The organism is Streptomyces sp. OfavH-34-F (genome assembly GCF_022347745.1).
Lineage (GTDB): Bacteria > Actinomycetota > Actinomycetes > Streptomycetales > Streptomycetaceae > Streptomyces.
This window is the reverse complement of the sequence record NZ_JAKRGC010000064.1, coordinates 1-26,252: the sequence shown is the minus strand read 5'-3', so window position 1 is coordinate 26,252 and position 26,252 is coordinate 1. Positions and strand designations below refer to the sequence as shown.

The window sequence follows — 26,252 nt, the reverse complement described above, 5'->3', positions numbered from 1 at the left end:
TGCCGGCTGCCGGGTGGCCCCGGCGGCGGGCCCGGACGCCTCGGCCCCGCCGTCACGCGAGCGGGGCGGCCGCACCCGTACCGGCGGCGGGAGTTCACCGGCCAGGATCGCCGACTCCAGGCGCCGCAGTTCGCGGCCCGGCTCGAGACCCAGCTCCTGGTCCAGGATGCGGCGCCCGTCCCGGAACGCCTCCAGCGCCTCCGCCTGCCGGTCCGACCAGTACAGGGCACACATCAGCTGACCGCGCAGCCGCTCCCGCAACGGGTGCTCGTGGGTCAGCAGTTGCAGCTCCCCGACGAGCCGGTCGTGCCGGCCCAGCTCCAGCTCCAGCTGCATCCGCAGCTCGATCGCGCCCAGCCGCTCCTCGTCCAGCTGCCGCGCCTTGTTGGCGAGCGGGGCGCTCTCCAGACCGCCCAGCGCGTCCCCCTGCCACAGCGCCACCGCCGACTTCAGCAGCGCCACCGCCTTCTCCGTCTCGCCCTCGTCGCGCTGCCGCCTGGCCATCGCGACCAGGCCGGTGAACAGCAGCGAGTCCACGTCCCCGGTGTCCACGTGCAGGACGTAACCCGGCGGCCGGGTCGATATCGAGACCGTGCTGTCCGCACCGGCCAGCAGCTTCCGCAGCCGGGAGACACAGATCTGCACCTGCGTACGGGCGGTCTCCGGCGGGTTGTCCTCCCAGATGAGGTCCACCAGATAATTCGTGCCGACCACCCGGTTTGCCTCGAGCAGAAGGGCGGCGAGAATGACCTCCTGGCGACCCGGCGGCACCCGCAGCGGGCCGTCCTTGCCCCGTACCTGGAGCGGACCCAGCAATTGAAAGGGTGGCCTCGACGCGCCGGGGGCATCCTGGACCGTGTGCGTCGTACCCTCGGCCACCGAGACCCCCAGCTCGTAAGCGCGTTGATACTCCGGGATCAACAGCCCCAAAGTTTTCACAACCCTCACGCATCTGTCCATCCTGCCTGCCGAGCGTGACCGTCCCCGCCAATAGCGGCGCGATAGGCGGGGGTTGGCGGGGGCCGGAAGAGTGCCGGGCGAAAGAGAAAGGAGGCGTCCATGCACACCGACGCCTGGACGACCACAGCCCCGCACCCGGCGGACGACCTGGTCACCGCCGCGGGCACCGACCACGTCCGCCTCGTCTACGACTACCTCGACGCCGGGGACCTCGACGCGTGCGCCTCGCTGCTGCACGAACACGTCGGACTCGACCTGCCCGGTGCCCCGCCGGTCCGCGGCCGCACCGCCTTCCTGCGCACCCACCGCGACCACCTCGGCGCCCCCGCCCGCCACGAGATCGACCACGTCGTCGCCCGCGACCGCACCGTGGTGGTCTCCGGCCGGCGCGTCGGCACGGACCCCGACGGCACCACGGCGCGGTTCGTGGACGTCTTCCGCATCGCCGCGGACGGCATGGTGGAGTCCTGTACGCGCTACTACCACGCGGAGCCCTGACCGGAAGGCCGTGCCCCCGGCCACCGGTCACCGGTCCGAACCGGTACTGCTCCGGGTTGCCGCGGCGCGTCGGCGCGGGCGCCCGCCGCGACCGCGGACGTCTCAGGGAGCCGCCGGGGAGCGCAGCACCAGCAGGGTGATCTCGCTCGGCGCGAAGACGCGGAACGGCGGCCCCCAGAACCCGGTGCCCCGGCTGGTGTAGAGCAGCGTCCGGGCCCCGTGGCGGCTGAGTCCGGCGACGGCGGGCTGGTCGAGCCGGACGAGATGGTGGAAGGGCCAGATCTGGCCGCCGTGGGTGTGGCCGGAGAGCTGGAGGTCCACCCCGCCCTCGGCGGCCCGGTCGACGAACTTCGGCTGATGGGCCAGGAGCAGCACCGGCAGACCGGGGTCGGCGCCCTCCAGCGCCCCGGCGAGGTGGGCGCGGTGACCGGCCGGCCCGGCGGACTCGGCGGTGATGTCGTCCACCCCGGCGACGACGAGGGTGTCCCCGCCGCGCTCCAGCAGCAGATGCCTGTTGCGCAGCGGCTCCCAGCCCAGCTCGTCCATCAGGTCCACCCAGCCCTGGGCTTCGCTGTAGTACTCGTGGTTCCCGGTCACGTACACGCGGGCGTGGGCGGCGCGCACCGTGCCGAGCGGGGCGGCCTGGGCACGGCGGCGGTCGGCGGTGCCGTCCGCGATGTCACCGGTGTGGCAGACGAGGTCCGCCTCCAGCGCGTTGACCTTCGCGCACACCCGCTCCGACCAGCGGGTGCGGTCGAGCGGCCCGTAGTGGGTGTCGGTGATGAGTACGACCCGGGTGCCGTCAAGGCCGGCGCCGAGCCGGGGCAGCTCCACGTCGAGCGACCGCACGCGCGGTACCCGGCGCGCCTCCCCGTACCCCCAGGCCAGCAGGACGGCGGCGACGCCGAGGACCGCCCAGGTGACGATCCGGGCCCGTGCCTGGCCGTCCGCGCCGGCGCCGATCAGTGCCAGGGCCGGCCGCAGCAGCGCACCGCACAGCACGGACCAGGTGAACACCACCCAGACCGCGCCGAGGAGGGTGTCGCCGAGGACCGCGGCCCGGTCCCGCTGCCGTCTGCCGTGCCCGCGCACCATCGCGAGCGGCATCGTGACGAGCCCGAGGACGAACAGACCGGTTCCGCCCGCGGTCACCGGGAGCGGCCAGTCCTGTCCGGTGTACAGCAGCACCCAGCAGGGCACGGCCCACAGCAGCACGGGCGCGATCAGAGGGAGGTAGCGCAGCACACGGCGCAGCGGGGGCGGGCCGGCCTCTTCGTCCACGGTCGCGGGCCGGGCTTCGTCGATGTCGGTCACGGGTCGTCCCCCTCCTCAGCCGGCCGGAATGCCGCCGCGCACTGTACCCCCTCGTACCGGACCCCATGCCGGCCCGGTCGCGGGCAGCCGGAACGCCCCGCCGGACGGTTCCGGCGGGGCGAGGAACGGGACGATCAGCCGGCCTCGGCGGCGATCCAGGCGTCCAGCTGTTCACGGGTGGTGCTCGGATCCGCGATCAGCCCGGACAGCTCGTCGTCGGCGAGATGCCGGGTCGAGACCGCCGGACAGCGCCGGCACCCCTCGACACCGCTCTGCGCCCACCACTGGCACCGCGACCGCAGATGGCAGCGCGGCACGTTCGACTCGACCGCCGGGGGTGCGGCCAGCACCCGTTCGATGAGGGTGCAGTCGTTGCCCCGGCGGTTGGCGCAGCCGGAGACACAGTGCGAGGCGAACCGCAGGATGCGCCGCGGTTCGACTCCCTCGGGCACCTCGCCCAGCACCTGCGACGCCGGTACCGGGTCGGCCAGGTACACGACCCGGCCGTCCTGTCCGGACCGTACGCCCAGCACGACCGACTCGGGCGCGTGGGCGTCACCGCTGGGACACCAGCTCGTCGGGGTCTCCTTCTCGTCCACGGTCCTCGCCCTCCGGCGGTCAGACGGCCTGGCCGACCGGGTCGGTGCCCAGGGGCCCGCCGGCGTCCAGGTGGGTGGCCTGCTCGATGTGTGCCTTCAGCTGCTCCAGCGAGGTGATGCGCTCACCGTTGGCGGGCGCGGCGGACGCGGTGGTCGCGCCGGCCACCAGCAGACCCGCGGCGAGGAGAGCGGCGGCGCCGGTGGCCGCCGCCGTCCGGGACGAGTTCTTCATGGTCGACTCCCTAGTACTGGGGACGTGGTGGCCTGCACGCTATGCGCCGCCCCCCGCCCCGACCGGCAGTTACGACGGCGGTCGACCGGCAGTCCGCGGCGTCCGGCAGTTCCCGGCCGCGCTCAGCCCTCGCCGCCGTCCCGTTCGTGGACGATCCGTCCGTCGAACACCGTCATGTCGACGGGCAGGTCCGGGATGTCGTGCGGATCGGCCGCGCGGAGATCGCCGCCGAGGACGCACAGGTCGGCGACCTTGCCGGGTTCCACGGTGCCCTTCCAGGACTCGGCGAAGTCCTGCCGGGCGGCGTTGACGGTGTACGCGCGCAGCGCGGTCTCCAGCGGCACGCACTGCTCGGGTCCGCTGACCCGGCCGGTGGCCTTGGACTCGCGCAGCAGCATCGCGGCGACCCCGCGCCGCCAGTCCGGCGCGGTGATCGGTGCGTCCGAGCCGACGCAGACGGCGATGCCCGCCTTCACCGCCGACCGCACCGGCCACATGTAGCCGGAGCGCGCGCTGCCGACGACGCCGTCCATCAGGTCCGCGATGGTCCACTTGATGGCCGGGTTCATGTTGATGCCGTAGCCGTGGGCGGCCAGCTTCTCCAGGCTCCGCCGGGAGGCGAAGTCGCCGTGGATGACGTAGTGCCGGGCGTCCGGGCGGGGGTGGGCGAGCTGGGCGGCGGCGAAGGCGTCGACCACGCTGTCGATGGCGCGGTCGCCGGTCACGTGCACCCCGAGCTGGTATCCGGCGGTGTGGGCGATCCGTATCATCTCGGCGAGCTCGGCCTCCTTCAGGCCGTTGTCGGCGCCGTGCACGCAGAGTCCGCCGTGGCCGCCGCCCGGGTAGGGCTCGTGCATCCACGCGGTCTCGTTGGGCGGCACCCCGTCCGCGAACACCTTGACGCCGATCACGGCCAGCCGCCGCTCGTCCACGTCGTCCGGCACGGCAGCCGCCCCGTCGAGGCCGGCCCGTACGTCGGCCGCCGAGCCGCCCATCGGCGCGGGCAGCAGCAGCGCGCGCACACGGGCCTCCAGCCGTCCGGCGCGGGCCAGTTCGACGTAGGCGTGCAGGGTGGCGGTGTCCAGGCCGCCGCCCAGGATCTCGGCGCCGCCCGGTCCGAGGCCCGGTTCGGTGTAGCTGGTGATGCCCAGGGCGTGCAGCGCGCGCACCGCCGACAGGACGGCCTCCTTGCGCTGGGCCACGCTCACCGGGGGCACCAGGCCCTGCACGAGGGCCTGCGCCGTCTCCTTGAGGACCCCGGTGGGGACGCCCGCCGCGTCGGTGTCGATCACCCCGCCCGCCGGGGCCTCGAAGTCCCGGTCGATCCCGGCGAGTTCGAGGGCGCGGGAGTTCACCCACACCATGTGGCCGGAGAAGTCGGTGAGGCAGACCGGGTGGTCGGGCGCGGCGGCGTCCAGGTCGGCGCGGTGCGGGCGGCGGGCCGGATGGGCCAGGCACTCCGCCAGATAGCCGACGTCCCAGCCGAGGCCGGTGATCCACTGCCCGGCGGGCGTGCCGGCGGCGGCCTCGCGCACCGCGTCGGCGATGCCGGCGATCGACTCCACGGCCGGGTGGCCGAGGTCCAGCGCGAACGGCGGGCTGGTCAGTGCCCACGCCGCAGCGTGCAGGTGCGAGTCGTTGATGCCGGGCAGCACCGTGCGCCCGGCCAGTTCCACGACGCGGGTGCCGGGTCCGGCCAGGGCCCGTATCTCCGCGTCGCCGCCCACGGCGAGTATCCGGCCGTCCCGCACGGCGACCGCCTCGGCGACGGAGAAGGCGTCGTCCATGGTCAGGACGTCGCCGCCGGTCAGGATGAGGTCCGCTGTCTCCGGCATGGGTGGCCCTTCTGGCTGGTGAAACAGAGATGGAGGGAGAGGGGGGAGGGGGTGCCGGTCCGAGCCGGTCGGGTCACAGGCCGAGGACGCGGCGCAGCCAGGACCGGCGGGAGGCCAGCGCGGCGCGGGTCGCCTCGTGGTCCGGGGCGAAGACGTCGAAGCCGTGGAACGCGCCCTGCCAGATGTGCAGTTCGGCGTGGCCGCCCGCCGCCCAGATCCGGGAGGCGTAGTTGACGTCCTCGTCCCGGAACAGCTCGGCGGCGCCCGCCTCGACGAAGGCGGGTGGCAGGCCGGACAGGTCGGTGGCCCGCGTGGGGGCCGCGTACGGGGACACCGCGGCGGCCGGGTCGCCCGCGTCGTCGCCGAGCAGCGCCTGCCACGCCACGACGTTCATCGGCCGGCGCCAGGTGCCGCGGTCGGTGTACTGGTGGCTGGAGACCGTGGTGTTGGTGTCGTCCAGCATCGGGCACAGCAGCAACTGCCCGGCCAGGTGCGGGCCCTCGCGGTCGCGGGCCAGGAGCGCGACCCCGGCCGCGAGGCCGCCGCCCGCGCTGCCGCCCATCACGACGATGCGCCCGGCGTCGATGCCCAGTTCCCCGGCGTACTCCGCCATCCACCGCAGCCCGGCGTAGCAGTCCTCGACCGGCGCCGGGTCCGGGTGCTCCGGGGCGAGCCGGTACTCGACGTTGACGGCGACGACGCCGAGCGCGTCGACGAGGTCCACCAGGCGGGGGGTGTCCTGGTGGCGGTTGCCGCTGATCATGCCGCCGCCGTGGATGTTGTACAGCGCAGGCAGCGGCTCCGTCCGGCCGCGCGGGCGCAGCACGGTGACGGCCAGGCCGGGGGCGCCCTCGGGGCCCGGAATGGTCAGGTCCTCGGCGTCGACGGCCCGGTTGCCGATGACCTCGGCGAGGGGCGGTACGGGGAAGGCGCCCGCGGAGGCGCGGATCGCGCCGACGGTGTCCGGGCCGGGGGCGGTCTCCCCGTCGCGGGGCATCGAGTCGAGCACCGCGCCGAGCGCCGGGTCGAAGGGTACGGGGGTGACGCTCATGCTTCTCCCTCGGGAACGAGTGGACGGTCGGCGCTCACCGGGGCGCGGCGAAGGCGAGGGCGCGCGCGGGATTGTCGACCATGATCGTGTGCAGTGCCGTCTCGCTCACCCCGAGCCGGCGCAGGGCGGGCAGGAAATGCCGGGGGATGTAGTCGTATCCCTGGCCGCCGTACTTCTTGAGCTGGATCTTCTGGCACACGTCGTGGCCGAGGAGGATCTGCCCGGTGTGGCCCCGTTCGACCAGTTCCGCGATGCCGCGGGCCACCTTGTGGTCGCTGCTGAGGAAGAGATGGCCCCAGGGGCTGCCGGGCGAGGTCAGGAAGTCGAACTCCACGAAGACGCCGCGGTCCAGGACGCGCCGGCCCAGGTCCGGGTCGGCGGCGACCTCCATGGCGTGGCCGAGCACGATGCTCGACGGGTCCACGCCCTCCTCCGCGAGGATGTCGAGCACCCGGAGCTTGTCCTCACCGACGCCGCCGACGTGGAAGGTGACCGGCGCTCCGGTCACCCGGCTCGCCCGGCCGCTCGCCCGGACGCTCTTCAGCTCGTTGTCGCTGAGCGGGACCGAGTCCGCGCCGACCTCGCCGATGACGCCGGACCGGATGCCGGTGCCGTCGACGCCGATGACGATGTCGCGGACGGCGGCGTCGGCCAGTTCGTCCACGGTGCGCTCGTCCATGTCCGCCGGGTGGAAGGCCGGGGTGTACCAGCCGCCGCCCATCACGATGTGCAGCCCGGAGGCGCGGGAGAGCCGCAGCAGCCCCTCGGGGTCGCGGCCCAGCCCGGCGGGGGAGACCTCGACGACGGTGCCGCCGCCGCTGTGCGCGAAGGCGAGGACCTCCGCCAGCATCTCGTCGGGGTCGTCCAGCACGTCGTTGTCGGCGTTGGGGTGTCCGTGCCGGGTGCGGGCCAGGTTGGCGAGGGTGAGCGGTTCGGCGGCCTCGGGGGAGTCCTCGCCGGGGCGGTGGAAGCGCGGGGGGCGCCGCAGGTCCACGAACAGGTGCTCGTGCATGAGGGTGGGGCCGAGCGCGGCGGGGTCCACGGGGCCCGCGACGGTCAGGGCCCGGCCGGACAGGTCCGGGATCGCGAAGGGGTAGCGGCTCACGAGGTGGTCCTCCGGTGCGTGAGGGTGAGCAGGCGGCGGGGGTTGCGCACCGTGACGGACTCGATGAGGGCGTCGTCGCCGCCGAGCATCCGCAGGTAGGGCACGAACTGCCGCAGGACGAAGCCGTATCCGCCGCCGCCGTGGGCGAGCAGCCGTGACTTGGTGTGGACGTCCTGGGAGAGCAGGATCCGGTCGGCGTGGCCCCGGCGGGCGAGTTCCAGCACGGCGGCGGCGGCGTCCTGGTCGTCGCTGACGCTGAGCACCGACGGCAGTCGGCCGAGCTGGTCGAACTGTACGAACACCCCGCGTTCCAGGAGCGGTTCGAGGTCGTCCGGGCGTGGCGACAGCGGGTCGCAGCGGGCCACGGCCACCCGGGTGAGGTCCGCGCCCTCGGCGGCGAGCAGGTCGAGCACCCGCTGCTGGACGGTGGCGTCGGCGCTGCGGGCGACCGAGATCGGGGCGCCGGTGGAGGCCGAGGCGCGGGCCGCCGCGACGAGGACCGCGCGCTCGGCGGGCTCGTCCGGGTCGAGTGCGGCGAGTGCGCCGATGAGACCGGCCCGCACCCCGTCCACGCCTTCGGTGAGGTCGCGCACGATCTCCTCGGCCAGGCGGTCGGCGCCGGGCCCGGCGGAGGGGACCGGGACGCCGCGGCCGGCCGCCCGGGCCGGGTGGTGGCGGCCCGACCCCATGACGATGCGGAGGCCGGTCGCCTCGGCGATCCGGCGCAGCCCCGCCGGGTCGCGGCCGAGGTCGGGGGTGGTGACGTCGACCAGCGTGGTGCCGCCGGCCGCGCGGAAGTCGGCGGCCTCCCGTACGGCGAGAGCCTCGTCGTCGAGCAGCCAGTTGTCCCGGTTGGGCGCGCCCATGGCGAGTTCGCCGAGGAGGTCCATCGTCAGCGGGGCGGCGTAGAAGCGGCGCCGGCTCACCGCGGTGGGGCGGGCGCGTCCGACGGCGGCCCAGGACTCGGCCGTGTCGTGCGGCGGTGCGAAGTCGCTCAGCAGGTGTTCGTGGGGGAGCGCGGCGCCCAGCGCGTCCGGCGGGACCTCGCCGGTGACGGTGACGGCGTGCCCCCTGGACGGCGGCGCGGGCGGCGGCGTGCCGGACCCCGCGGTCGGGTCGGTGGTGGACATGCGGTCACGCTAACAGATGAGATACCTGATCGTATACGATTATTCGGCACTGGTTTGGCACCGGTTCGGGACCATTCCGGAGGGCTCCCCCGGAATCAGAAGCTCCGGGGACGGCGAGGGAACCCGCACGCGAGCGGGCCGGCCCCGGGCGGCGCCGCGCGGGGGACCGGCCGGGACCGCCGTCGGGCTACTGCGGGGCCTGCGAGCGGTGCAGCGCGTCGGCGGTCGCCACCTTGTGGGCGCAGGCGACCTGCTCGATCTCCCGGGCCGGCGCACCGGCCGCGATCAGCTCCAGCATCCGCTCGTGCTCCGCCACGGAACGGCGGGCCCGCCCCGGCACGTGCGAGAAGGTCGAGCGGCGCATGTGGTCCAGGCGTGCCCACTCCGCCTCCAGGAGTCCGACCAGGTGGTCGTCGGGGCAGTGCTCGTACAGGGAGAAGTGGAACTCGCGGTTGAGCGCGGTGAAGGCGGCGGGGTCGAAGTCCTCCAGTGCCGTCGTCATCCGGGCGTTGATCTCGCGGGACCGCTCGACGTGCCGGGCGGTCATGTGCGGGGCGGAGATCGCGGTCGCGTATCCCTCCAGCCGGGCCAGCACCTGGAGGGCGTGCTCCACCTGGGCGGCGTCGAACACCGCCACCCGCGCGCCGATGTTGCGCACGACCTCGACCAGCCCGTCCGACTGGAGCCGGCGCAGGGCCTCGCGCAGCGGGATCGTGCTGACCCCGGTCTCCCGCGCGAGCTGGCTCAGGACCAGCCGGTAGCCGGGCCCGTACGTGCCGTCGAGGATGCGCGAGCGCAGCAGTTCGTAGCTGACCTCGGCCTTCGACCCCTTGGAACGGGTGTCCTTCTGCGTGGCAGTCATGCCTGTTTCCCTACCCCGTGCCGGGCGGCCGCGAGGCGGACCCGGTCGTGTACTCGTACGTTCATCCCGCGAGGGCTTCCAGGACTGTACGGCGGAACGCCTCACCGGCGAGGACCTCGTGGTGCTGTCCGGGCACGGTGACCAGCTCGGCGCCCTCCGCGAGGGCGACCACCCGCTCGATGCCCCGGGTCATCATGTCGTCCGCGCCGACGACGAACAGCGGCGGTGTCGCGCCCGCCCAGCCCCGGGGTGCGAACGGGGTGGCGAGCAGTCCCTCGACGCACCGGGCGAGCCCGGCGGCCCGGTCCCCGTGCGTGCTGATCATGCCGGCGATCATGGCCGTGAAGGGGTCGGCCGGTTCCGTGCCCCCGGCGACCGCGCGGTGCAGCGCGGGCACGTCCACCGCCTCGAACGGCTCGCCGGGGCCGAGGCCGCCGAGGACGGTGCGGCCGACCCGCCCCGGGGCCACCACGGGCAGCTCCCAGGACAGTCGCGCGCCCAGTGAGTACCCGACCGCGTCGAACTCCGCGACGCCCGCCTCGTCCAGGACCTCCACCAGCTCCCCGGCGAGGGCCGGGGCGCCCGCACCGGCGGCCGACGCGGGGGCGGGGCTGTCGCCGTGACCGCGCAGGTCCGGCACGAACACCTCGCGCCCGGCCTCCGCCAGCGCGGCGGCGATCCCGGTGTCCACCCAGTCCCGGCTGCCGTCGGAGCCGAAGCCGTGCACGAGCAGCACGGGCGGCAGTCCGACGGGCCGCTCGGGGGTGAACCTACGGACGGCCAGGCCGGTCAGGCTCTCGGTCTCACGCATCTCCCGGACTCCTCACATCTATTTTCGTATACGATCTGGCCACTGTATCCCGCCCGTCGCCCCTTGCTTCCGAGGTTCGCGCGGCGGATGCTTCCCTTCTAAAACGTGCATGATATCGTATACGATTAATGGCGGCGCCACCCGAGAATCCGGGGCCCGCCGGCCTCGGGGCCCGTCGCCCGCCCCGCCGCTTCCTCCGACGGAACAGTGCCCCACGCAGCTCACGCACAGGGAGAACTCCCATGCCGCACCCGCTGGGAACCCAGCCCTCGAAGATCATCGCCGTCCACCTCAACTACCGCTGCCGGGCGAAGGAACGGGGCCGCGTCCCCGGCCAGCCGTCCTACTTCCTCAAGCCGCCCTCCTCGCTCGCCGGCACCGGCGACCCCCTGGTCCGCCCCGCAGGCTGTGAACTCATGTCCTTCGAGGGGGAGATCGCCCTCGTCGTCGGCCGGCGCGCCCACCGGGTCACCCCCCAGGAGGGCTGGAGCCACATCGCCTGGGTGACCGGGGCCAACGACGCCGGAGCCTACGACCTGCGCCACGCCGACCGGGGCTCCAACCTGCGCTCCAAGGGGGCCGACGGCTTCACCCCCCTCGGCCCCCGGCTGCTGGACGCCGCCCGGCTCGACCCCGCCGCGCTCCGGCTGCGCACCTGGGTCAACGGCGAGGTGGCGCAGGACGCCGACACCTCCACCCTGCTCTTCCCGTTCGGCGACCTCGTCGCCGACCTCTCCCGTCTGGTCACCCTCGAACCCGGCGACGTCATCCTCACCGGCACCCCCGCCGGGGCGTCCGTGGTGGCGCCCGGCGACGTGGTCGAGGTCGAGGTCACCGGCCCGGACCAGGACATCTCCACCGGCCGGCTGAGCAACACCGTCACGGAGGCCGGACACGAGCTGGCCGCCTGGGGCGCCATGCCCCGCGTCGACGCCGCACTGCGCGCCGACGCCTGGGGCGCGGCCCGTCCCGCCGAACCCGCGCTGGACCCGGAGACGGCCGAAGCGCTGCGCGGCCTGGCCACCGCGACCCTCAGCTCCCAGCTGCGCAAGCGCGGCCTCCAGCACATGACCATCGACGGCGTCCGGCCCACCGACCCCGCAGCCAAGCTGGTCGGCACCGCCCACACCCTGCGCTACCTGCCGCTGCGGGAGGACCTCTTCGAGCGGTACGGCGGCGGCATGAACGCCCAGAAGCGCGCCGTGGAAGAACTGCGCCCGGGCCAAGTGCTGGTCATGGACGCCCGGCGCGACCCCACCGCCGGCACCATCGGCGACATCCTCGCCCTGCGGGCCCGGCAGCGCGGCGCGGCCGGAATCGTCACCGACGGCGCCCTGCGGGACAGCGCCGCCGTGGCCGCCCTCGGCCTGCCCACCTACTACGCCGCCGAGCACCCCGCCGTCCTCGGCCGCCGGCACGTCCCCTGGGACACCGGCACCCCCGTCGCCTGCGGCGGAGCGCTCGTCCAGCCCGGCGACATCCTCGTCGGGGACGCCGACGGGGTCGTCGTCGTCCCCCCGGACCTGGCCGCACAGCTCATCGCCGACAGCACCGAACAGGAGCGCCAGGAGCGGTTCATCGCCGAGCAGGTGGCGGCGGGCGAACCCGTCGAGGGCCTGTACCCGCTCGGCCCCGCCTGGCGCGCCGCCTACGAGCGCCGGCACGCCGACCGGCCCTGACCCTCCGCCCTGCGCGCCCCCTTGGCCCCGCCACCCACACCACGGAGCACCTCATGAAGTTCCGCACCGACCCCGCCACCATCCGCGGGTCCATCGCCCCCGTCGTCACGCCCTTCACCGACGAGGGCGCCGTCGACCACGACAGCCTGCGCGCCCTGATCCGCTGGCAGCTGGAGTCCGGCTCGCACGGCATCTCCCTCGGCGGCTCCACCGGGGAGCCTTCCGCCCAGAGCACCGCCGAGCGGATCGCCGCCATGCGCACCGCCGCCGGGGAGATCAGCGACCGGGTGGCCTTCCTGCCCGGCACCGGCTCGCACAAGCTCGACGAGACCCTGGAGATGACCGCCGCCGCCCAGGACCTCGGCGCGGACGCCGCCCTGGTCATCACCCCGTACTACGCGCGCCCCACCCAGGAGGCGCTGTACCAGTGGTACGCCACGGTGGCCCGCGAGTTCCCCGACCTGCCGCTCGTCGCCTACAACGTGCCCTCGCGCACCGCCGTCGACATCGCGCCCGAGACGGTCAGGCGACTCTTCACCGACTTCGACAACTTCGTCGGCGTCAAGGAGACCACCAAGGACTTCGAGCACTTCTCCCGCGTCCTGCACGCCTGCGGCCGCGAACTGCTGGTCTGGTCCGGCATCGAGCTGCTCTGCCTGCCGCTCCTCGCGCTCGGCGGCGCCGGATTCGTCTCAGCCGTCGCCAACCTGGCACCGAACGCGGTGGCCCGGATGTACGAGCTGTGGGAGGCGGGCGACTTCGAGGCCGCCCGCGACCTGCACTACCGGCTCCACCCCCTGGTCGACCTGCTGTTCGTCGAGACCAACCCGGCCCCCGCCAAGTGGGTGCTCAAGGAGCAGGGCCGGATCGCCTCCGCCCACGTGCGTCCGCCGCTGACCTCGCCCACCGAGGCCGGTCTGACCCGCATCCGCGCCCTGCTCGCCGAGGGCGGCGACCTCACCCAGCAGCTCTGAGCCCTTCCCGAACGAAAAGAGACGCCATGTCCACGAACCCGACCGGGCACCGCCCGCAGGACCTGCCCGAGCGCATCCGCCACTGGATCGGCGGCGCACTGCTCGACAGCGCCGACGGCCGCACGTTCCCCGTCAGCGACCCCGTCTCCAACGCCCCCTACGCCACCGTCGCGGCCGGTGACCGCGCCGACGTGGACCGCGCCGTCACCGCGGCGCGCGCCGCCTTCCCCGCCTGGTCCCGGCTCGGCAACCGGGAACGCGCCCGCGTCCTGTACCGGATCGCCGACGCCGTCGAGGCCCGCGAGGAGCGGCTGGCCGCGCTGGAGACCTTCGACTCCGGCCTGCCCATCACCCAGGCCCGGGGTCAGGCCCGGCGCGCCGCCGAGAACTTCCGCTACTTCGGGGACGTCGTCGTCGCCCTCGGCGAGGAGGCGTTCCGGGCCGGCGAGCAGCAGATCAACTACGTCGTCCGCACCCCCGTCGGCGTCGCCGGGCTGATCACCCCCTGGAACACGCCGTTCATGCTGGAGAGCTGGAAGCTGGCCCCCGCGCTGGCCTCCGGCTGCACCCTCGTCCTCAAGCCCGCCGAGTGGACCCCGCTGTCCGCCAGCCTGTGGCCGGAGATCCTGGACGAGGCCGGCGTGCCCACCGGTGTGGTCAACATCGTCCACGGCATCGGCGAGGAGGCCGGCCAGGCCCTCGTGGACCACCCGGACGTGCCGCTGATCTCCTTCACCGGCTCCACGGACACCGGCCGGCACATCGTCCGCAGCTCCGCCACGCACCTGAAGACCACGTCGATGGAGCTGGGCGGCAAGTCCCCGGTCGTCCTCTTCGCCGACGCCGACCTCGACGCGGCGCTCGACTCCGTCGTCTTCGGCGTCTTCTCCCTCAACGGCGAACGCTGCACCGCCGGCTCCCGCGTCCTGGTCGAGCGCCCGGTGTACGAGGAGTTCACCCGGCGCCTGGCCGAGCGCGCCGAGCACGTCAGGGTCGGGCCGCCGTCCGACCCGGCCACCGAGGTCGGCGCACTCGTGCACCCCGAGCACTACGCCCGTGTCCTGGAGTACGTCGAGATCGGGCGGCAGGAGGCCGAGCTGGTGGCCGGCGGCGAGCGCCCCGCCCACCTTCCCGAGGGGAACTACCTCCAGCCCACCGTCTTCGCCGGCGTCTCCCGCGACGCCCGGATCTTCCAGGAGGAGATCTTCGGCCCGGTCGTGGCCGTCGCCCCCTTCGACGACGAGGCCGAGGCCGTCGAACTGGCCAACGCCACCGAGTACGGCCTCGCGGCCTACATCTGGACCTCCGACCTCAAGCGCGGCCACCGCGTCGCACACGCGGTCGAGTCGGGTATGGTCTGGATCAACTCCCACAACGTCCGTGACCTGCGCACACCCTTCGGCGGAGTGAAGTCCTCCGGTCTGGGCCGGGAGGGCGGTGCGCACAGCATCGACTTCTACACCGAGTCGAAGATCGTCCACGTGATGCTCGGCGACCCCCACACCCCCCGCTTCGGCGCGTCCTGACCCTCAAGGAGCCGTACCCATGAGTACACCTCCCGACGTCGTCCGCTCCGCCTACGCCCAGCTGGTCGTCACCGACCTGGACCGGGCCCGCTGGTTCTGGGGCGACATGCTCGGCTTCCACATCCAGTACGAGGACGATTCCCTGCTGTGCCTGCGCGGCACCGACGAACTCACCCACCACTCCCTCGTGCTGCGCAAGGGCGAAACCGCGGCCCTGGACCACATCTCCTACCGCGTCCGCACCCCCGAGGACGTCGACCGCGCCGAGGCGTACTTCCGCGCCCTGGGCCGGCCCGTGCGCCGTGTCCCCAGGGGCGCGGGCACGCCGGGCGTCGGCGACGCCGTCCGCGTCGTCGACCCGCTCGGCTTCCCGGTGGAGTTCTTCCACGAGATCGAGCGCGCCGAGCGCCTCATCCAGCGCTACGACCTGCGCCGGGGCGCCGAGATAGCGCGCCTGGACCACTTCAACATCTGCACCCCCGACATCCCCGCCGCCTACAGCCACTACAAGGCCCTGGGCTTCGGCTGCTCGGAGACCATCGAGGGCGACGAGCACGAGCTGTACGCGGCGTGGATGTATCGCAAGCAGACCGTCCACGACGTCGCCTTCACCGGCGGCGCCGGACCCCGGCTGCACCACGTGGGCGTGGCCACCCACGAGTCCCACCAGGTGCTGCGCACCGCCGACCTCTTCGGTTCACTGCGCAAGGAGCACCACATCGAGCGCGGCCCCGGCCGGCACGGGGTCTCCAACGCCTTCTACCTTTACCTGCGCGACCCGGACGGGCACCGGGTTGAGATCTACACCTCCGACTACTACACGGGCGACCCCGACCACGAGACCTACCGGTGGAACGTCCGCGACGACCGCCGCCGGGACTTCTGGGGCAACGCCGTGATCGAGTCCTGGTACAAGGAGGCGTCCCCGGTCCTCGACCTCGACGGCCGCCTCCAGCCCGTCGCCGAGGCGGTGCTCGACGAGTCCGCCGTCCAGGTCGGCGCCGACGGCCTGGGCATCGTGGCACCGGGCGGGCAGGCCGACTGACCCGTCCCGCGGGACAGAGGAGCCGGACCGCGGTGAGCGGTCCGGCTCCTCCGTGTCGCCCGGGCGGGTTCAGTGGCGCAGCCGGGGCCGGACCGTCGTCCACACCAGCAGGCACGCCACGGCGGTGGCGGCCGCCATGGTGAGGGCCATCGTGAGGTCGGCCGCCCCGCCCAGTGCGACCAGCGGAGCGACCACCGGACCCACGGCGAAGCTCGACATGCCCAGCAGGGCCGCCGCGGTGCCGGCGCGCTCGCCGTGGCCGGCCAGGGCCAGCGCCGAACTGTTCGGGCTGATGACGCCGTAGCAGAACAGCACCAGCGCGAGCACCACGAGCAGCAGCGGCAGCCCGGAACCGGTGAGTACGGCGCCGAGCAGGCCCAGCGCGGCCACCGCGGTCGCCGTCGTGCCCACCACGTACATGCGCGCGGGCCCGGCCCGGCGTACGACCCCGCGGTTGAACAGCGACCCGAACACGGCCACGATCGCGTTGGCCGCGAACACCGCGCTGAACGCCTGCGGGCTGAGGTGGTGGCCGTCCTGGAGCACGAAGCTGATCGACGCCAGGTACGTGAAGAAGGCCGTGCCGGTGCACGCCCCCACCAGCAGGTAGCAGACGAAGAGCCGGTCGCGCAGGACCGTGCCGAACCGGCGCCCGGTCGCGGCGAACCCGCCCGCGTGCCGCTGCGAGGCCGGCAGGGTCTCCGGCAGCGCGGTGCCCGCGACGGCCAGGAGTATCCCGCCGACCCCGGCGAGGACCAGGAACAGGCCCCGCCAGTCCAGGAACGCCGCCAGCTGCCCGCCCGCCACCGGGGCCAGGATCGGGGCCAGCGCGCCCACCAGCCCGAGCAGGCTGAGCAGCCGCGCCAGTTCGATGCCCGAGGCGATGTCCCGGGCGGCGGCCAGGGCGATGACGACCCCGGCCGACCCGGTGAGCCCCTGCAGGAACCGGGTGACGAGCAGGATCTCGACGGTGGGCGCGAACGCGCACAGCACAGAGAACAGCGTGAACAGGGCGATGCCCCACAGCAGCGGCCGCCGCCGGCCGAACCGGTCGCTGAGCGGACCGGTCACGAGCTGGCCCAGCGCGAGCCCCAGCATGCACACCGACATGGACGCCTGGGCGAGGCTGCTGCTGGTGTCCAGGTCCTTGGCGAGCTGCGGCAGCAGCGGCATGGACAGATCCATCGACAGCGGCCCGAACACCTCCAGCGACCCCAGGACGAACGCGGCGCGGCGCGCGCTCATCACGCGTGCCGCGCCGTGTCCGGCGGTGTCGCTCACCGGGGCCGGCCGCCGTCGCCGAGGACGCGCCGCATCCAGGAGGACCGGGCGGCCACGGCGGCCCGGGACACCTCGGCGTCCGGCGAGAAGCCGGTGAAGCCGTGGTAGCCACCCGCCCAGACGTGCAGCTCGCACCGGCCGCCGGCCGCCCAGATCCGGGTGGCGTACTCCACCGACTCGTCGCGGAACACCTCGGCCGCGCCGACCGATATGTACGCCGGCGGCAGCCCGGACAGGTCGGTGGCCCGGGCCGGCGCCGCGTACGGCGAGACGGCGTCGGTGCCCCGGTCCGCGCCCAGCAGCGCCGACCAGCCGGTGTCGTTGTTGTTCCGGTCCCAGATGCCGATGCCGTCGTACTGCCTGCTGGACACGGTGGTGTTGCGGTCGTCCAGCATCGGGCAGTCCAGCAGCTGCCCGGCCAGGGCCGGACCGCCGCGGTCGCGGGCCATCAGGGCGAGGGCCGCGCTCAGTCCGCCGCCCGCGCTCGCCCCGCCGACCAGGATCCGGGCGGGGTCGACGCCCAGCTCGGCCGCGTGCCCGGCGAACCAGAGCAGACCGGCGTAGCAGTCCTCGGCGGCGGCGGGCGCGGGATGTTCGGGAGCCAGCCGGTATTCGACGCTGGCGGCGACGGCGCCGTACTCCAGCACCTCCTCGATGAGGCCGGCGATGCCGAAGAACCGGTTGCCGAGGACCATGCCGCCGCCGTGGACGCCGTAGATGCCGGGCGCGTCCCGGACCTCGCCCCGGGGGCGCAGGATCGTCAGCTCGACGTCCGGCGCGCCCGCCGGACCCGGCACGGTGCGGTGCTCGACCTCCACCGGACGGTCCCCCACGGCGGCCTCGACCGGAGGCACGATCGTCTCGAAGTGCGCCCGGTTGGCCAGGATGGTGTCCGGCCGCAGCGGGATCCTCTCGATGAGGTCGCGGCAGGCCGCCAGCCCCGGTTCGAGTTCCGGGTCGTAGGGGACGGGCACGGGGAAAAGGCGCGCCGCGTCCGGTCGTGGTGACGGGGTCACGGTCAGGGCCCTTCCGGGTCGACGACGCCGCGGTCGCACCAGAACGGTTCGGCCAGGGAGCGCAGCTCCTCGGCGCCGACCCGCCGCACCAGGTCCAGGGCGGCCAGGTTCTGCTCGACCTGCTCCAGCCGGGACGCGCCGATCAGCGTCGTCACGTTGGCCGGGTGGGTCAGCGTGAACGCGACGGCGAGCTGGGCCGGGGTGGTGCCGAGGTCCGCGGCGAGTGCGGTGATGCCGGGGACGGTCGCCACGATCGCCTCGCGGACGGAGCCGGGGTCGCGGCCGATCTCCCGCTCGGGCGAGGTGCGGCCGGCCAGGATGCCGCCCTCCAGGACGTCGGACGCCTGCATGGTGAACCCGTCCGCGAACAGCCCGGCGAACGGTTCGCCGTCCGGGATGGAGCGCCGCGCCAGGCTGTACTTCAGCTGGGCGATCTGCGGCCCGGCCACGCCCCGTTCGGCGGCGATACGGCGCAGGGCGCGGATGTTCGTCGCCGACCAGTTGTTGACGCCCCAGGCGCGGATCAGCCCGGCCCCGGTGAGCGCGGCGAGGTCGTCGACGAGGTCCTCCAGGCGTACGTCGTCGCGCCGCAGGTCGCCGAGGATCACCAGGTCGGCGTGGTCCAGGCCGGTGCGCAGGAACACGTTCTCCAGCTGCGGGGCGAAGCCCTGCTCGCCGAAGCCCTCGATCCACAGCTTCACCGACGCGAGGTACGCGTCCCGGGGGGCGCCGGTGGCCCGCATGATGGAGCCCCAGATCACATCGGTGAAGACGGGGGGCATGCCGGGCATGCCGTACACGCCGACGTCGAACAGGTTGACGCCCTCGTCGAGCGCGTGGCGGACCATGGTGACGGCGTCCGCGAAGTCCATCCGATCGAAGGTGTGCCAGGAGCCGAGGGACAGCGCCGACGCCTCCAGGTCGCTGTCGCCGATCCGGCGACGGGGGAGCGGGGTGGTGGTCACGTGCGTGGTTCCTTTCTCCGGGCCGCTCAGGCGAGCCGGGGATCGATGACGGCCTTGATCTCCTCGTGCCTGCTCATCGCGGCGATGCGGTCCGAGGCACCGGACAGGCCGACCGGCTCGCCGAACAGCCGGTCCCAGGGCATGCGGCCGGCGAACGAGGTGAAGAAGCCGATGGCCTCGTGGTAGTCGGCGATGTCGCCGTTGAGGGAGCCGGTGATCGTCAGCTCCTTGCCCATCACCGTGCCGAGCGCGATCGGTTCGCAGTCCGGTCCGGTGCTGCCCACGACGACGATCCGGCCGCGCTGGGCGGCCATCTCGACGGCCTCCCGGCCCACCGAGGGGGCGCCCGCGAAGTCGAGGACCAGATCGGCGCCGTGGCCGCCGGTCAGGTCCCGGACCCGGGAGACGACCGCCTCCGAGCCGGTGGCGATGTCCACGGTGGCGTCGGCGCCGAACGCGTCGGCCAGTGCCAGCCGGGCCGGGGGCGCCCCGACGTTGATCACGGTGCCGGCGCCTCCGATCCGGGCCACCGCGGTCGCGAACAGGCCGAGGGCGCCGGAGCCCTGGACGACGACCCGGGAGCCGGGGCGGACGCCGCCGGCCCGTGAGAACGCCCGCAGCACGGTCTTCGCCGCGCAGCCGGCCATCGCGGCCCAGGTGTCGGGGATCTCCTCGGGCAGCCGCAGCTTGGCGGCGCCGGGGACGACGTAGGCGTACTCGCACAGTCCGGCCGTGGCGTACGGCGGGACGTCGGCGCGCTGCAGGAAGCCGTAGCCGCGGGACGAACAGGCGACCGGCTCGCGCAGCACCGTGCAGCCGTGGCACGCGCCGCAGGTCGACTCCGACCAGCCGATGCGGTCGCCGACGGACAGCTTGCGGCCCAGCGCGTCCCGGGTGTCCTCGCCGAGCGCGACGATCTCGCCGACCATCTCGTGGCCGAGCACCATCGGCAGCATGCCGGGGAGGGTCATCCTGCCCGACCAGATTTCTATGTCGGTGCCGCACAGAGTCGTGCGGACGATGCGCACCAGGGCCGCCCCGCGTTCCGGGGCGGGCGGCAGGGGCAGGTCGGTGAGGTCCAACGAGGCGCCGTGTGCGGTGAGTACGGCGGCGCGTGTCGAGGAGGGAATGTCCATCACAACTCCTTCGTATCGAGCGGATCAAGGGGCTCGACGATGGGTTAGTCTACGACTGTCGACTCAAATGTCGAGCCCCTGAGAGCGACGAGGAGCACCCGTGCGCACAGCCGACGGCGACGCCCGAAATGCACCGGCCGACCTGATCCTGCGAGGGGGTGTCGTCCACACCATGGCGCCCGGCGGCCCGGGCGCGACCGCCGTGGCCCTGCGCGGCGGAACCGTGGTCCGGATCGGCGACGATCCCGGGGTCCTGGCGCTCGCCGGCGCCGGCACCCGCGTCGTCGACCTGGCCGGACGCGCCGTCCTGCCCGGCATCAACGACGCCCATCTGCACGGCACCTGGCTGGGCGCCATGTGGCCCGACACGCTCTTCGGCGACGATGCCGCGCCCGGCCCGCCCCCCGAGCGCCCGCTCCACGACGACGCCGCGCGCCGCCGGGCCATTCTGCGCACCGGCGACCTCGCCGCCTCCCTCGGCATCACCAGCTACACCGAGCCCGGCCTCGGCCCCGGCGAGGACGGCGGCAGGACCGGCGCCTTCGGCACCGCGGTCGCCGAGCAGTACCGCGCGCTCGCCGCCGAGGGACGGCTGCGGGCCCGGATCACCGTGCTCCGGCTGTACGGCGAACTGGACGGCCCCAGCGACCTGGAGCACTTCCTCGCCGGGCTTGGCGCCGCCGACGGCACGACCGCCGACCCGCGCTGGCTGCGGTTCGCGGGCGTCAAGATATTCGCCGACGGCATACCGCCGATGCGCTCCGCCTACACCCACCACTGCTACGCCGACGGCGTCCGCCCCTCCCTCCTGGTCGCGGGCGGTGACGACGCCGAACGCGAGGCCAACCTGGCGCGGATGATCGTCGCCGCGCACCGGGCCGGGCAGCAGGTCGGCGTGCACGCCACCGGGGACCGCTCCATCGACGTCACGCTCGACGCGGTCGAACGCGCCAGGGCCGAGCGCGACGTCGACCTGGGGCACTACATCATCCACGGCGACCTCGTCACCGGCCCCCAGCTGCGCCGGATGGCCGCCCTCGGGGTGGGCCTGGACACCCAGCCGGAGATCGCGGTGCGCACCCGCTCCCTGGTGGACGACGCGCTCGGCGCGGGCTCGGCGGAGGCGGCGTGGCCGCTGCAGGCGGCGCTGGACGCGGGCGTGACCATGTGCCTGACCTCCGACGCCCCCGTGCTCTCGCCCGACTGGCGGCGCCAGATCGCCGCCGCCGACGCCTGGATGGGCGCGGCGGCCGACCCCCGGGCGCGCATGGAGCGGCTGCTGCGCTGCTACACGGTCGAGCCGGCCCGCCAGGACGCGGCCGCCTCCTGGAAGGGAACCCTGGCGCCGGGCATGGCGGCCGACCTGTGCGTGCTGGCCGCCGATCCGCTCACCGTGACCCCGGCCGAGCTGCCGGACGTCGAGGTGGACCTGACCGTCGTGGACGGCAGGATCGTCCACGACCGCACGGCCCCGTCCCCGGACCGGGGCGCGGAGACGGTCTGACGGCGGGCGCCCCCCCGTACGGGAGCGGCCCCGGACCGGGCATCGCGCCCGGTCCGGGGCCGCTCCCGCGGTCGGGGCGGGGTCATGTGAGGAGCTGGCCGCCGTCCACGGGGAGGCTGGTGCCGGTGATGTGGGCGGCGGAGTCCCCGGCGAGGAAGACGGCCGCCGCGGCGACCTGTTCCACCGGGGCCAGGCGCTTGAGGGGAATGCGGTCCTCCCACGCCTTGCGCTGCGGGGAACCCTCCGGCATCCCCGCGGCCAGCATGTCGGTGAGCACCGGACCGGGCGCCACGGCGTTGACGCGGATGCCGTGCGCGGCCAGCTCGACGGCCGCCCAGCGGGTGAGCGCGTCCACGGCGGCCTTGCTGCTCTCGTAGCCGCCCATGCCCGGCGTGGGCTGCCGGCCGCCGATCGAGGAGATGTTGACGATCGCCCCGGCGACCCCGGCCTCGACCATCCGCCGGGCGGTGTGCTGGGTCATCAGGAAGGTGCCCACCACGTTGGTGCGCAGAATCGTGTCCAGGTCGGCGCCGGGCAGCTCCAGCACCGTGCCGTGCAGTGTCAGCAGGCCGGCGTTGTTCACCAGCACCTCGACCGGCCCGAACCGTTCCTGGAGGGCGTCCAGCCCGCTCGCTATCCGGTCCTCGTCGGTGATGTCCAGGGCCAGGCCGTGCAGGCCCAGTTCCGCGGCCGTTGCCGTGACGCGCTCCGCGTCCCGGTCGGCGATCACCACGGTGTCCCCTGCGGCGGCGAAGGCCGCGGCCACCGCCCGGCCGATCCCGCCGGCTCCGCCGGTCACCAGCACGGTGCGTGTGCGCTTCATCGTCACTCCCCTCGCGCCGAGACCTCTGTCACGGCGGTCCGATTTATAGTATACAAGCGTAGACGAAAAAGCCGAGGCTTCGGGAGGAGCTTTGAGCGCTGAAATGTCTGTTCCCCGCCGTCCGTTGGGCCCCGGTGGCCCCGAGGTGCCGGTCCTGGCCCTGGGGTCCTGGAACACCTGGGACCGGATGGATTTCGACGACGCGGTGTCGCTGGTGGCACGGGCGGCCGAGCTGGGCTGTGCCTTCTTCGACGTCGCGCACTACAACATGGGCCCCCACGCGGAGAACGCCCGCACCGATCTGATCTTCGGCCGTGCCGTGCGGGAGGCCGGGCTCGCCCGCGCCGACTGGCGGTTCTGCGGGAAGCTCTGGCTCTGGGACTACCCGGCGACCGGCTTCACGCAGCAGATGGAGACCTCGCTGGAACGCGTGGGCGTCGAGAGCGCCGACTTGGTCGTCGTCGGCGACTATGTCGGCGACCTCGACGTCGAGCGGGTCGTCACCGACGTCGCCGAGCAGATCGAGGCCGGCCGCTTCACCACCTGGGGCGTCAACAACTGGCGCTACGAAGACCTGCGGGCCGCGCTCGACGTCGCCCGGGAGCGCGGTCTGGTGCCGCCGTCGTTCGCCCAGCTCAAGTACGGCCTGGTCCGCAGGTCCATGGCCGAGGGACGCTATTACGCCCCGCTCTTCGAGTCGGGGGACCTGGCCCTCCAGGCGTCCGACGTCTTCGAGGGCGGCATCCTGGTCGGGAACCTCCGGCCGAACCGCAAGATCGGCGCCGACGTCGGCGGCATCCGGGAGCGCGTCGCCGACGCATACCCGCGCGTCCGGGAGCTGGCGGAGAGCCTCGGGGCCACCCCCGCCCAGGTGGGCATCGCGTTCTGCCTGGCCAACCCGGCGACCGCCAACGTCCTGGTCGGGGTCTCCCGGCAGGCTCAGCTGGAGGACAACGCCGGCGCCGTCGCCCTGCTCGACCGGGTGGGCGCGGCGGCCCTGCGCGAGGCCGTGGCCGACCTCTGGCTCGACCGCGACGTCGCCCCGGACGGCTCCTGGTGACCGGGCCCGGCCCCGCCGGACCCCGCCGCGCCTCTACCCGCCGCACGACCACCGACCCCACCCTCAGGAGGACCGCATGACCAGCACCGCCACCCCCGCCACGCCCGACCGCATCGTCGACATCGCGATCGGCTACATGGGCGCCAAGCAGCTCTTCGCCGCCGCCCGCACCGGCCTCTTCCGCGCCCTCGCGGACGGCGAGCGCGACGTGGCCGGGCTCGCCGCCGCGACCGGGCTCAGCGAACAGATGACCCGCATCCTGGCCGACGCCATGAACGGCCTGGGCCTGCTGGAGCGCGCCGGGGGCCGCTACCGGCTCGCCCCGGACGCCGCCGCCCACCTGAGCGGCGAGGGTGAACTGGACCTCCACCCCTTCCTCGGCTTTCTGAACGAGATCAGCTACGGCCACTGGCTCCAGTTCGACACCACCGTCGACACCACCAAGCCCGGCGAGCTGGCGATGGACGAGGGTCGCTGGGCCACCTTCATGGCCGGTGTCATGCGCTACAACGCCCTGCACGCCGCCATGCTGGCCCGGTCCTTCGACTTCACCCCCTACGAGAGCCTGCTCGACCTCGGCGGCCTCTCGCCGGAGTTCGCCCTCGGCGCGCTGCGGGCCAACCCGGAGCTGTCGGCCCGCTTCGTCTTCGACCCGGCCTCCACCGAGTCGCTCACCGAGGCGCTGGCCGCGGCCGGCCTCTCGGACCGGGCCGTGATCGACCCCGCGCCCACCGGCACGGCCGCGCCGGGCGGTGAGCACGACCTCGTCATGGTCAACCACGTGATCCACCGCTTCACGGCCGAGCAGAACCGCGCCATCCTCGTGAACGCGCGCGCCGCCGCGCGGTCCGGCGCCACCCTGCTGCTGCTGGACTTCCTGCTGGACGACGACGAGCGCCAGCGGCCGATCGACGCCCTGCACGCGGGGGAGTACTTCGTCATCGACGGCACGGTCGTGTATCCGGAGGCCGACGTCACCGCCTGGCTGGAGGCGGCGGGGTGGCGACGGCGTGAGGTGATCGCCCTGCCCGGAAGCCCCCGCGTGGTGGTCGCGGAAGCCGTCTGACCTGCGCATTGTCCCTGGGGCGAAACATGGCCCCGTCGCTCCCGAATTGGCCGCGGCGGGGCCATTGCCTTTTTCGCCGACGGCCGTAGACTAACGGCCACGACACGTGAGGTGGCGGGCAGGCGAACTCTTCCGCGCACCCACTCTCATATCTGCGCCGAGCGCTGTGACGGCGAGAGGGCCGGCCGTTTCCTCTCCCGCATCGATCTGGTACCAGCGCCCCTTCTTACGTGAGAGAAGACTCCATGAAGCGAATCTGGAGAGCCACAGTCGTCGCGGTAGCCGCGACGGCGATGGCCGCGTGCACCAACACGACCACCTCCGGCAGCGGTACCGCGGACGAGGACATCAGGATAGGCACCCTCCTCGACGTCACCTCCTGGGATCCCGCCCAGGCCGACATCGGCTTCGACGGCCCCTACCTCTCGGCCCTCTACGACCCGCTGGTCTCCCTGGACAAGGACTCCAACCCCATCCCCGGCCTGGCCAAGGAGTGGAAGTACTCCGCGGACTTCCTGACCCTCACCATGGACCTGCGCACCGGGGTCGAGTTCAGCGACGGCCAGGCCTTCGACGCCGACGCGGCCGTGCAGAACCTCGAACACCTCAAGGCCGGCGTCCGCTCCGGCTCCACCTACGACAACGTCACCGACATCAAGAAGGTGGACGCGGACACCATCGCCCTCCACCTGAAGAAGAAGGACGACGCCCTCCTCTACTACATGGGCATCGGCCGCAGCTGGATGGCCTCGCCCGCCGCGATCAAGGCGGACACCCTCACCGACAAGCCGGTCGGCTCGGGCCCCTACACGTACGAGAAGAGCAAGTCGACGCCCGGCTCCGAATACGTCTTCGCCAAGAAGTCCGGACACTGGGACGACAAGACCTTCCCCTTCTCCACCGTCCACATCCAGCCCATCGCCGACCCGACCGCCAGCTTCAACGCCATGCTCTCCGGCCAGCTCGACATCGCCTACGCCAACGCCGCGGACATCCCGCGCGCCAAGGACAACGGCTGGAACGTCTCCTCCGACGTCGCTACCTGGGTCGGCCTCCAGTACACCGACCGGACCGGCAAGCAGCTCAAGCCCCTGGGCGACGTCCGGGTGCGCCGCGCCATCAGCCACGCCTTCGACGGCGCCGCCATGCTCAAGTCCGTCGGCCAGAACGCCGGCGTGGCCACCAACCAGGTCTTCCCGGCCGGCCGCCCCGTCTACGACGAGTCGCTGAACTCCCGGTACGCCTTCGACCTGGACAAGGCCAAGCAGCTCATGGCCGAGGCCGGCTACCCCGACGGCTTCAAGGTCACCATGCCGATGTCGTCGATCTTCCAGCCGTGGCAGCCCTCGGTCCAGCAGACCCTGGGCAAGATCGGGATCAAGGTGACCTGGAAGAACCTGTCACCCGCCGACTACCAGAAGAACGCCGCCACCTTCCCCATGTTCGTGGCGGTCCTGGCCCTGGACTCCAACCCGGCGGCCTCGGTCGACGGCCGGATCACCTCCCAGCAGTGGTTCAACCCCAACCCCTCCACCGACGACTTCCCCAAGGTCAAGGAACTCGTCGGCAAGATCGAGGCGGCCACCGGCGACGCCCAGGTGCCCCTCATCAAGCAGCTCAACAAGGAAATCACCGAACAGGCCTGGCAGGACGTCTGGTACCAGGCGAACAACACCTACTTCAGCGTCAAGGGCATCACCGTCACCCCGATCACCGGAATGATGTTCCCGACCCTGCGGTTCGTCCAGCGCGGCTAGTACCCGTACAGGCGGGGGCCGCC

24 protein-coding genes are annotated in these 26,252 nt (G+C 73.5%); 9 read left to right on the top strand and 15 right to left on the bottom strand.

What is annotated here, in order from left to right; all coding sequences use genetic code 11:
* Positions 1-816 (bottom strand): AfsR/SARP family transcriptional regulator (locus MHW47_RS12995; RefSeq protein ID WP_239223054.1); only part of this gene is annotated, 816 nt, incomplete at its 3' end.
* Positions 817-1,059: 243 nt separating this feature from the next.
* Between MHW47_RS12995 and MHW47_RS12990 the strand changes: the two genes are divergently transcribed.
* Positions 1,060-1,458 carry a nuclear transport factor 2 family protein gene (locus tag MHW47_RS12990; RefSeq protein WP_239223052.1) on the top strand — a complete coding sequence of 133 codons (399 nt, stop codon included), beginning with the start codon at positions 1,060-1,062 and terminating at the stop codon, positions 1,456-1,458.
* Between the two features lie 102 nt (positions 1,459-1,560).
* Here MHW47_RS12990 and MHW47_RS12985 read toward each other — a convergent pair whose 3' ends face one another.
* The 9 genes from MHW47_RS12985 to MHW47_RS12945 all read right to left on the bottom strand — a co-directional run bounded on the left by MHW47_RS12985 (position 1,561) and on the right by MHW47_RS12945 (position 10,397).
* Positions 1,561-2,772: a metallophosphoesterase gene (locus MHW47_RS12985; protein WP_239223050.1), complete on the bottom strand. Its 1,212-nt coding sequence runs from the start codon at positions 2,770-2,772 to the stop codon at positions 1,561-1,563.
* 134 nt (positions 2,773-2,906) lie between these two features.
* Positions 2,907-3,371 (bottom strand): hypothetical protein, encoded by a 465-nt coding sequence (locus MHW47_RS12980; protein WP_239223048.1) that lies wholly within the window; start codon positions 3,369-3,371, stop codon positions 2,907-2,909.
* A 19-nt stretch (positions 3,372-3,390) separates the two neighbouring features.
* On the bottom strand, positions 3,391-3,603 hold the full coding sequence (locus MHW47_RS12975; protein ID WP_111339059.1) for a hypothetical protein: 213 nt from the start codon (positions 3,601-3,603) through the stop codon (positions 3,391-3,393).
* A 122-nt stretch (positions 3,604-3,725) separates the two neighbouring features.
* Entirely contained in the window at positions 3,726-5,438 is a 1,713-nt protein-coding gene (locus MHW47_RS12970; protein ID WP_239223046.1) for an amidohydrolase, read from the bottom strand.
* A 73-nt stretch (positions 5,439-5,511) separates the two neighbouring features.
* On the bottom strand, positions 5,512-6,489 hold the full coding sequence (locus tag MHW47_RS12965) for an alpha/beta hydrolase (RefSeq protein ID WP_239223045.1): 978 nt from the start codon (positions 6,487-6,489) through the stop codon (positions 5,512-5,514).
* A 34-nt stretch (positions 6,490-6,523) separates the two neighbouring features.
* Entirely contained in the window at positions 6,524-7,594 is a 1,071-nt protein-coding gene (locus tag MHW47_RS12960; RefSeq protein WP_239223044.1) for a phosphotriesterase, read from the bottom strand.
* Complete coding sequence (locus MHW47_RS12955) at positions 7,591-8,724, bottom strand: phosphotriesterase (protein WP_239223043.1); 1,134 nt, start codon at positions 8,722-8,724, stop codon at positions 7,591-7,593. The genes MHW47_RS12960 and MHW47_RS12955 overlap by 4 nt, the downstream gene beginning before the upstream one ends.
* 187 nt (positions 8,725-8,911) lie before the next feature.
* Positions 8,912-9,586 (bottom strand): GntR family transcriptional regulator, encoded by a 675-nt coding sequence (locus tag MHW47_RS12950; protein ID WP_239223042.1) that lies wholly within the window; start codon positions 9,584-9,586, stop codon positions 8,912-8,914.
* Between the two features lie 61 nt (positions 9,587-9,647).
* Positions 9,648-10,397: an alpha/beta fold hydrolase gene (locus MHW47_RS12945; RefSeq protein ID WP_239223041.1), complete on the bottom strand. Its 750-nt coding sequence runs from the start codon at positions 10,395-10,397 to the stop codon at positions 9,648-9,650.
* 128 nt (positions 10,398-10,525) lie between these two features.
* Here MHW47_RS12945 and MHW47_RS12940 point away from each other — a divergent pair, with 128 nt between their 5' ends.
* From MHW47_RS12940 to hpaD, 4 genes are read left to right on the top strand one after another with little or no spacing between them, the layout of a single operon-like run.
* Positions 10,526-12,076: a fumarylacetoacetate hydrolase family protein gene (locus MHW47_RS12940; protein WP_275449132.1), complete on the top strand. Its 1,551-nt coding sequence runs from the start codon at positions 10,526-10,528 to the stop codon at positions 12,074-12,076.
* A gap of 53 nt (positions 12,077-12,129) precedes the next feature.
* A complete protein-coding gene (gene dapA / locus MHW47_RS12935) occupies positions 12,130-13,050 on the top strand; it encodes a 4-hydroxy-tetrahydrodipicolinate synthase (RefSeq protein WP_239223039.1) in 921 nt (306 codons plus the stop codon).
* A gap of 26 nt (positions 13,051-13,076) precedes the next feature.
* Positions 13,077-14,576 (top strand): 5-carboxymethyl-2-hydroxymuconate semialdehyde dehydrogenase, encoded by a 1,500-nt coding sequence (hpaE, locus tag MHW47_RS12930; protein WP_239223038.1) that lies wholly within the window; start codon positions 13,077-13,079, stop codon positions 14,574-14,576.
* 19 nt (positions 14,577-14,595) lie between these two features.
* Positions 14,596-15,621 carry a 3,4-dihydroxyphenylacetate 2,3-dioxygenase gene (gene hpaD, locus MHW47_RS12925; RefSeq protein ID WP_239223037.1) on the top strand — a complete coding sequence of 342 codons (1,026 nt, stop codon included), beginning with the start codon at positions 14,596-14,598 and terminating at the stop codon, positions 15,619-15,621.
* Between the two features lie 69 nt (positions 15,622-15,690).
* Here hpaD and MHW47_RS12920 read toward each other — a convergent pair whose 3' ends face one another.
* From MHW47_RS12920 to MHW47_RS12905, 4 genes are read right to left on the bottom strand one after another with little or no spacing between them, the layout of a single operon-like run.
* Positions 15,691-16,902 carry a multidrug effflux MFS transporter gene (locus MHW47_RS12920; protein WP_239223035.1) on the bottom strand — a complete coding sequence of 404 codons (1,212 nt, stop codon included), beginning with the start codon at positions 16,900-16,902 and terminating at the stop codon, positions 15,691-15,693.
* Positions 16,899-17,876: an alpha/beta hydrolase gene (locus MHW47_RS12915; protein WP_239223033.1), complete on the bottom strand. Its 978-nt coding sequence runs from the start codon at positions 17,874-17,876 to the stop codon at positions 16,899-16,901. The genes MHW47_RS12920 and MHW47_RS12915 overlap by 4 nt, the downstream gene beginning before the upstream one ends.
* Positions 17,877-17,920: 44 nt before the next feature.
* Positions 17,921-18,883, bottom strand: coding sequence for an aldo/keto reductase (locus MHW47_RS12910; RefSeq protein WP_239223031.1), 963 nt, complete (start codon positions 18,881-18,883; stop codon positions 17,921-17,923).
* A 26-nt stretch (positions 18,884-18,909) separates the two neighbouring features.
* Entirely contained in the window at positions 18,910-20,019 is a 1,110-nt protein-coding gene (locus tag MHW47_RS12905; protein ID WP_239223029.1) for a zinc-binding dehydrogenase, read from the bottom strand.
* A 100-nt stretch (positions 20,020-20,119) separates the two neighbouring features.
* Between MHW47_RS12905 and MHW47_RS12900 the strand changes: the two genes are divergently transcribed.
* A complete protein-coding gene (locus tag MHW47_RS12900) occupies positions 20,120-21,523 on the top strand; it encodes an amidohydrolase family protein (protein WP_239223028.1) in 1,404 nt (467 codons plus the stop codon).
* Between the two features lie 82 nt (positions 21,524-21,605).
* On the opposite strand, the gene MHW47_RS12895 is transcribed toward MHW47_RS12900, so the two are convergent.
* A complete protein-coding gene (locus MHW47_RS12895) occupies positions 21,606-22,346 on the bottom strand; it encodes an SDR family NAD(P)-dependent oxidoreductase (RefSeq protein ID WP_239223027.1) in 741 nt (246 codons plus the stop codon).
* 103 nt (positions 22,347-22,449) lie between these two features.
* Between MHW47_RS12895 and MHW47_RS12890 the strand changes: the two genes are divergently transcribed.
* From MHW47_RS12890 to MHW47_RS12880, 3 genes are all read left to right on the top strand, one after another.
* Positions 22,450-23,406, top strand: coding sequence for an aldo/keto reductase (locus tag MHW47_RS12890; RefSeq protein ID WP_239223026.1), 957 nt, complete (start codon positions 22,450-22,452; stop codon positions 23,404-23,406).
* Positions 23,407-23,482: 76 nt separating this feature from the next.
* On the top strand, positions 23,483-24,472 hold the full coding sequence (locus tag MHW47_RS12885) for a methyltransferase dimerization domain-containing protein (protein WP_239223025.1): 990 nt from the start codon (positions 23,483-23,485) through the stop codon (positions 24,470-24,472).
* A gap of 245 nt (positions 24,473-24,717) precedes the next feature.
* Positions 24,718-26,229 (top strand): ABC transporter substrate-binding protein, encoded by a 1,512-nt coding sequence (locus MHW47_RS12880; protein WP_239223024.1) that lies wholly within the window; start codon positions 24,718-24,720, stop codon positions 26,227-26,229.
* Positions 26,230-26,252: the final 23 nt, after the last annotated feature.

What these genes read in the sequence shown, in the direction of transcription:
- hpaD (WP_239223037.1), top strand. Translation starts at nt 14,596, where the DNA reads ATGAGTACACCTCCCGACGTCGTCCGCTCCGCCTACGCCCAGCTGGTC.
- MHW47_RS12950 (WP_239223042.1), bottom strand. Translation starts at nt 9,586, where the DNA reads ATGACTGCCACGCAGAAGGACACCCGTTCCAAGGGGTCGAAGGCCGAG.
- MHW47_RS12975 (WP_111339059.1), bottom strand. Translation starts at nt 3,603, where the DNA reads ATGAAGAACTCGTCCCGGACGGCGGCGGCCACCGGCGCCGCCGCTCTC.
- MHW47_RS12945 (WP_239223041.1), bottom strand. Translation starts at nt 10,397, where the DNA reads ATGCGTGAGACCGAGAGCCTGACCGGCCTGGCCGTCCGTAGGTTCACC.
- MHW47_RS12965 (WP_239223045.1), bottom strand. Translation starts at nt 6,489, where the DNA reads ATGAGCGTCACCCCCGTACCCTTCGACCCGGCGCTCGGCGCGGTGCTC.
- MHW47_RS12890 (WP_239223026.1), top strand. Translation starts at nt 22,450, where the DNA reads ATGTCTGTTCCCCGCCGTCCGTTGGGCCCCGGTGGCCCCGAGGTGCCG.
- MHW47_RS12905 (WP_239223029.1), bottom strand. Translation starts at nt 20,019, where the DNA reads ATGGACATTCCCTCCTCGACACGCGCCGCCGTACTCACCGCACACGGC.
- dapA (WP_239223039.1), top strand. Translation starts at nt 12,130, where the DNA reads ATGAAGTTCCGCACCGACCCCGCCACCATCCGCGGGTCCATCGCCCCC.
- MHW47_RS12885 (WP_239223025.1), top strand. Translation starts at nt 23,483, where the DNA reads ATGACCAGCACCGCCACCCCCGCCACGCCCGACCGCATCGTCGACATC.
- MHW47_RS12970 (WP_239223046.1), bottom strand. Translation starts at nt 5,438, where the DNA reads ATGCCGGAGACAGCGGACCTCATCCTGACCGGCGGCGACGTCCTGACC.
- MHW47_RS12895 (WP_239223027.1), bottom strand. Translation starts at nt 22,346, where the DNA reads ATGAAGCGCACACGCACCGTGCTGGTGACCGGCGGAGCCGGCGGGATC.
- MHW47_RS12880 (WP_239223024.1), top strand. Translation starts at nt 24,718, where the DNA reads ATGAAGCGAATCTGGAGAGCCACAGTCGTCGCGGTAGCCGCGACGGCG.
- MHW47_RS12955 (WP_239223043.1), bottom strand. Translation starts at nt 8,724, where the DNA reads ATGTCCACCACCGACCCGACCGCGGGGTCCGGCACGCCGCCGCCCGCG.
- MHW47_RS12990 (WP_239223052.1), top strand. Translation starts at nt 1,060, where the DNA reads ATGCACACCGACGCCTGGACGACCACAGCCCCGCACCCGGCGGACGAC.
- hpaE (WP_239223038.1), top strand. Translation starts at nt 13,077, where the DNA reads ATGTCCACGAACCCGACCGGGCACCGCCCGCAGGACCTGCCCGAGCGC.
- MHW47_RS12940 (WP_275449132.1), top strand. Translation starts at nt 10,526, where the DNA reads ATGGCGGCGCCACCCGAGAATCCGGGGCCCGCCGGCCTCGGGGCCCGT.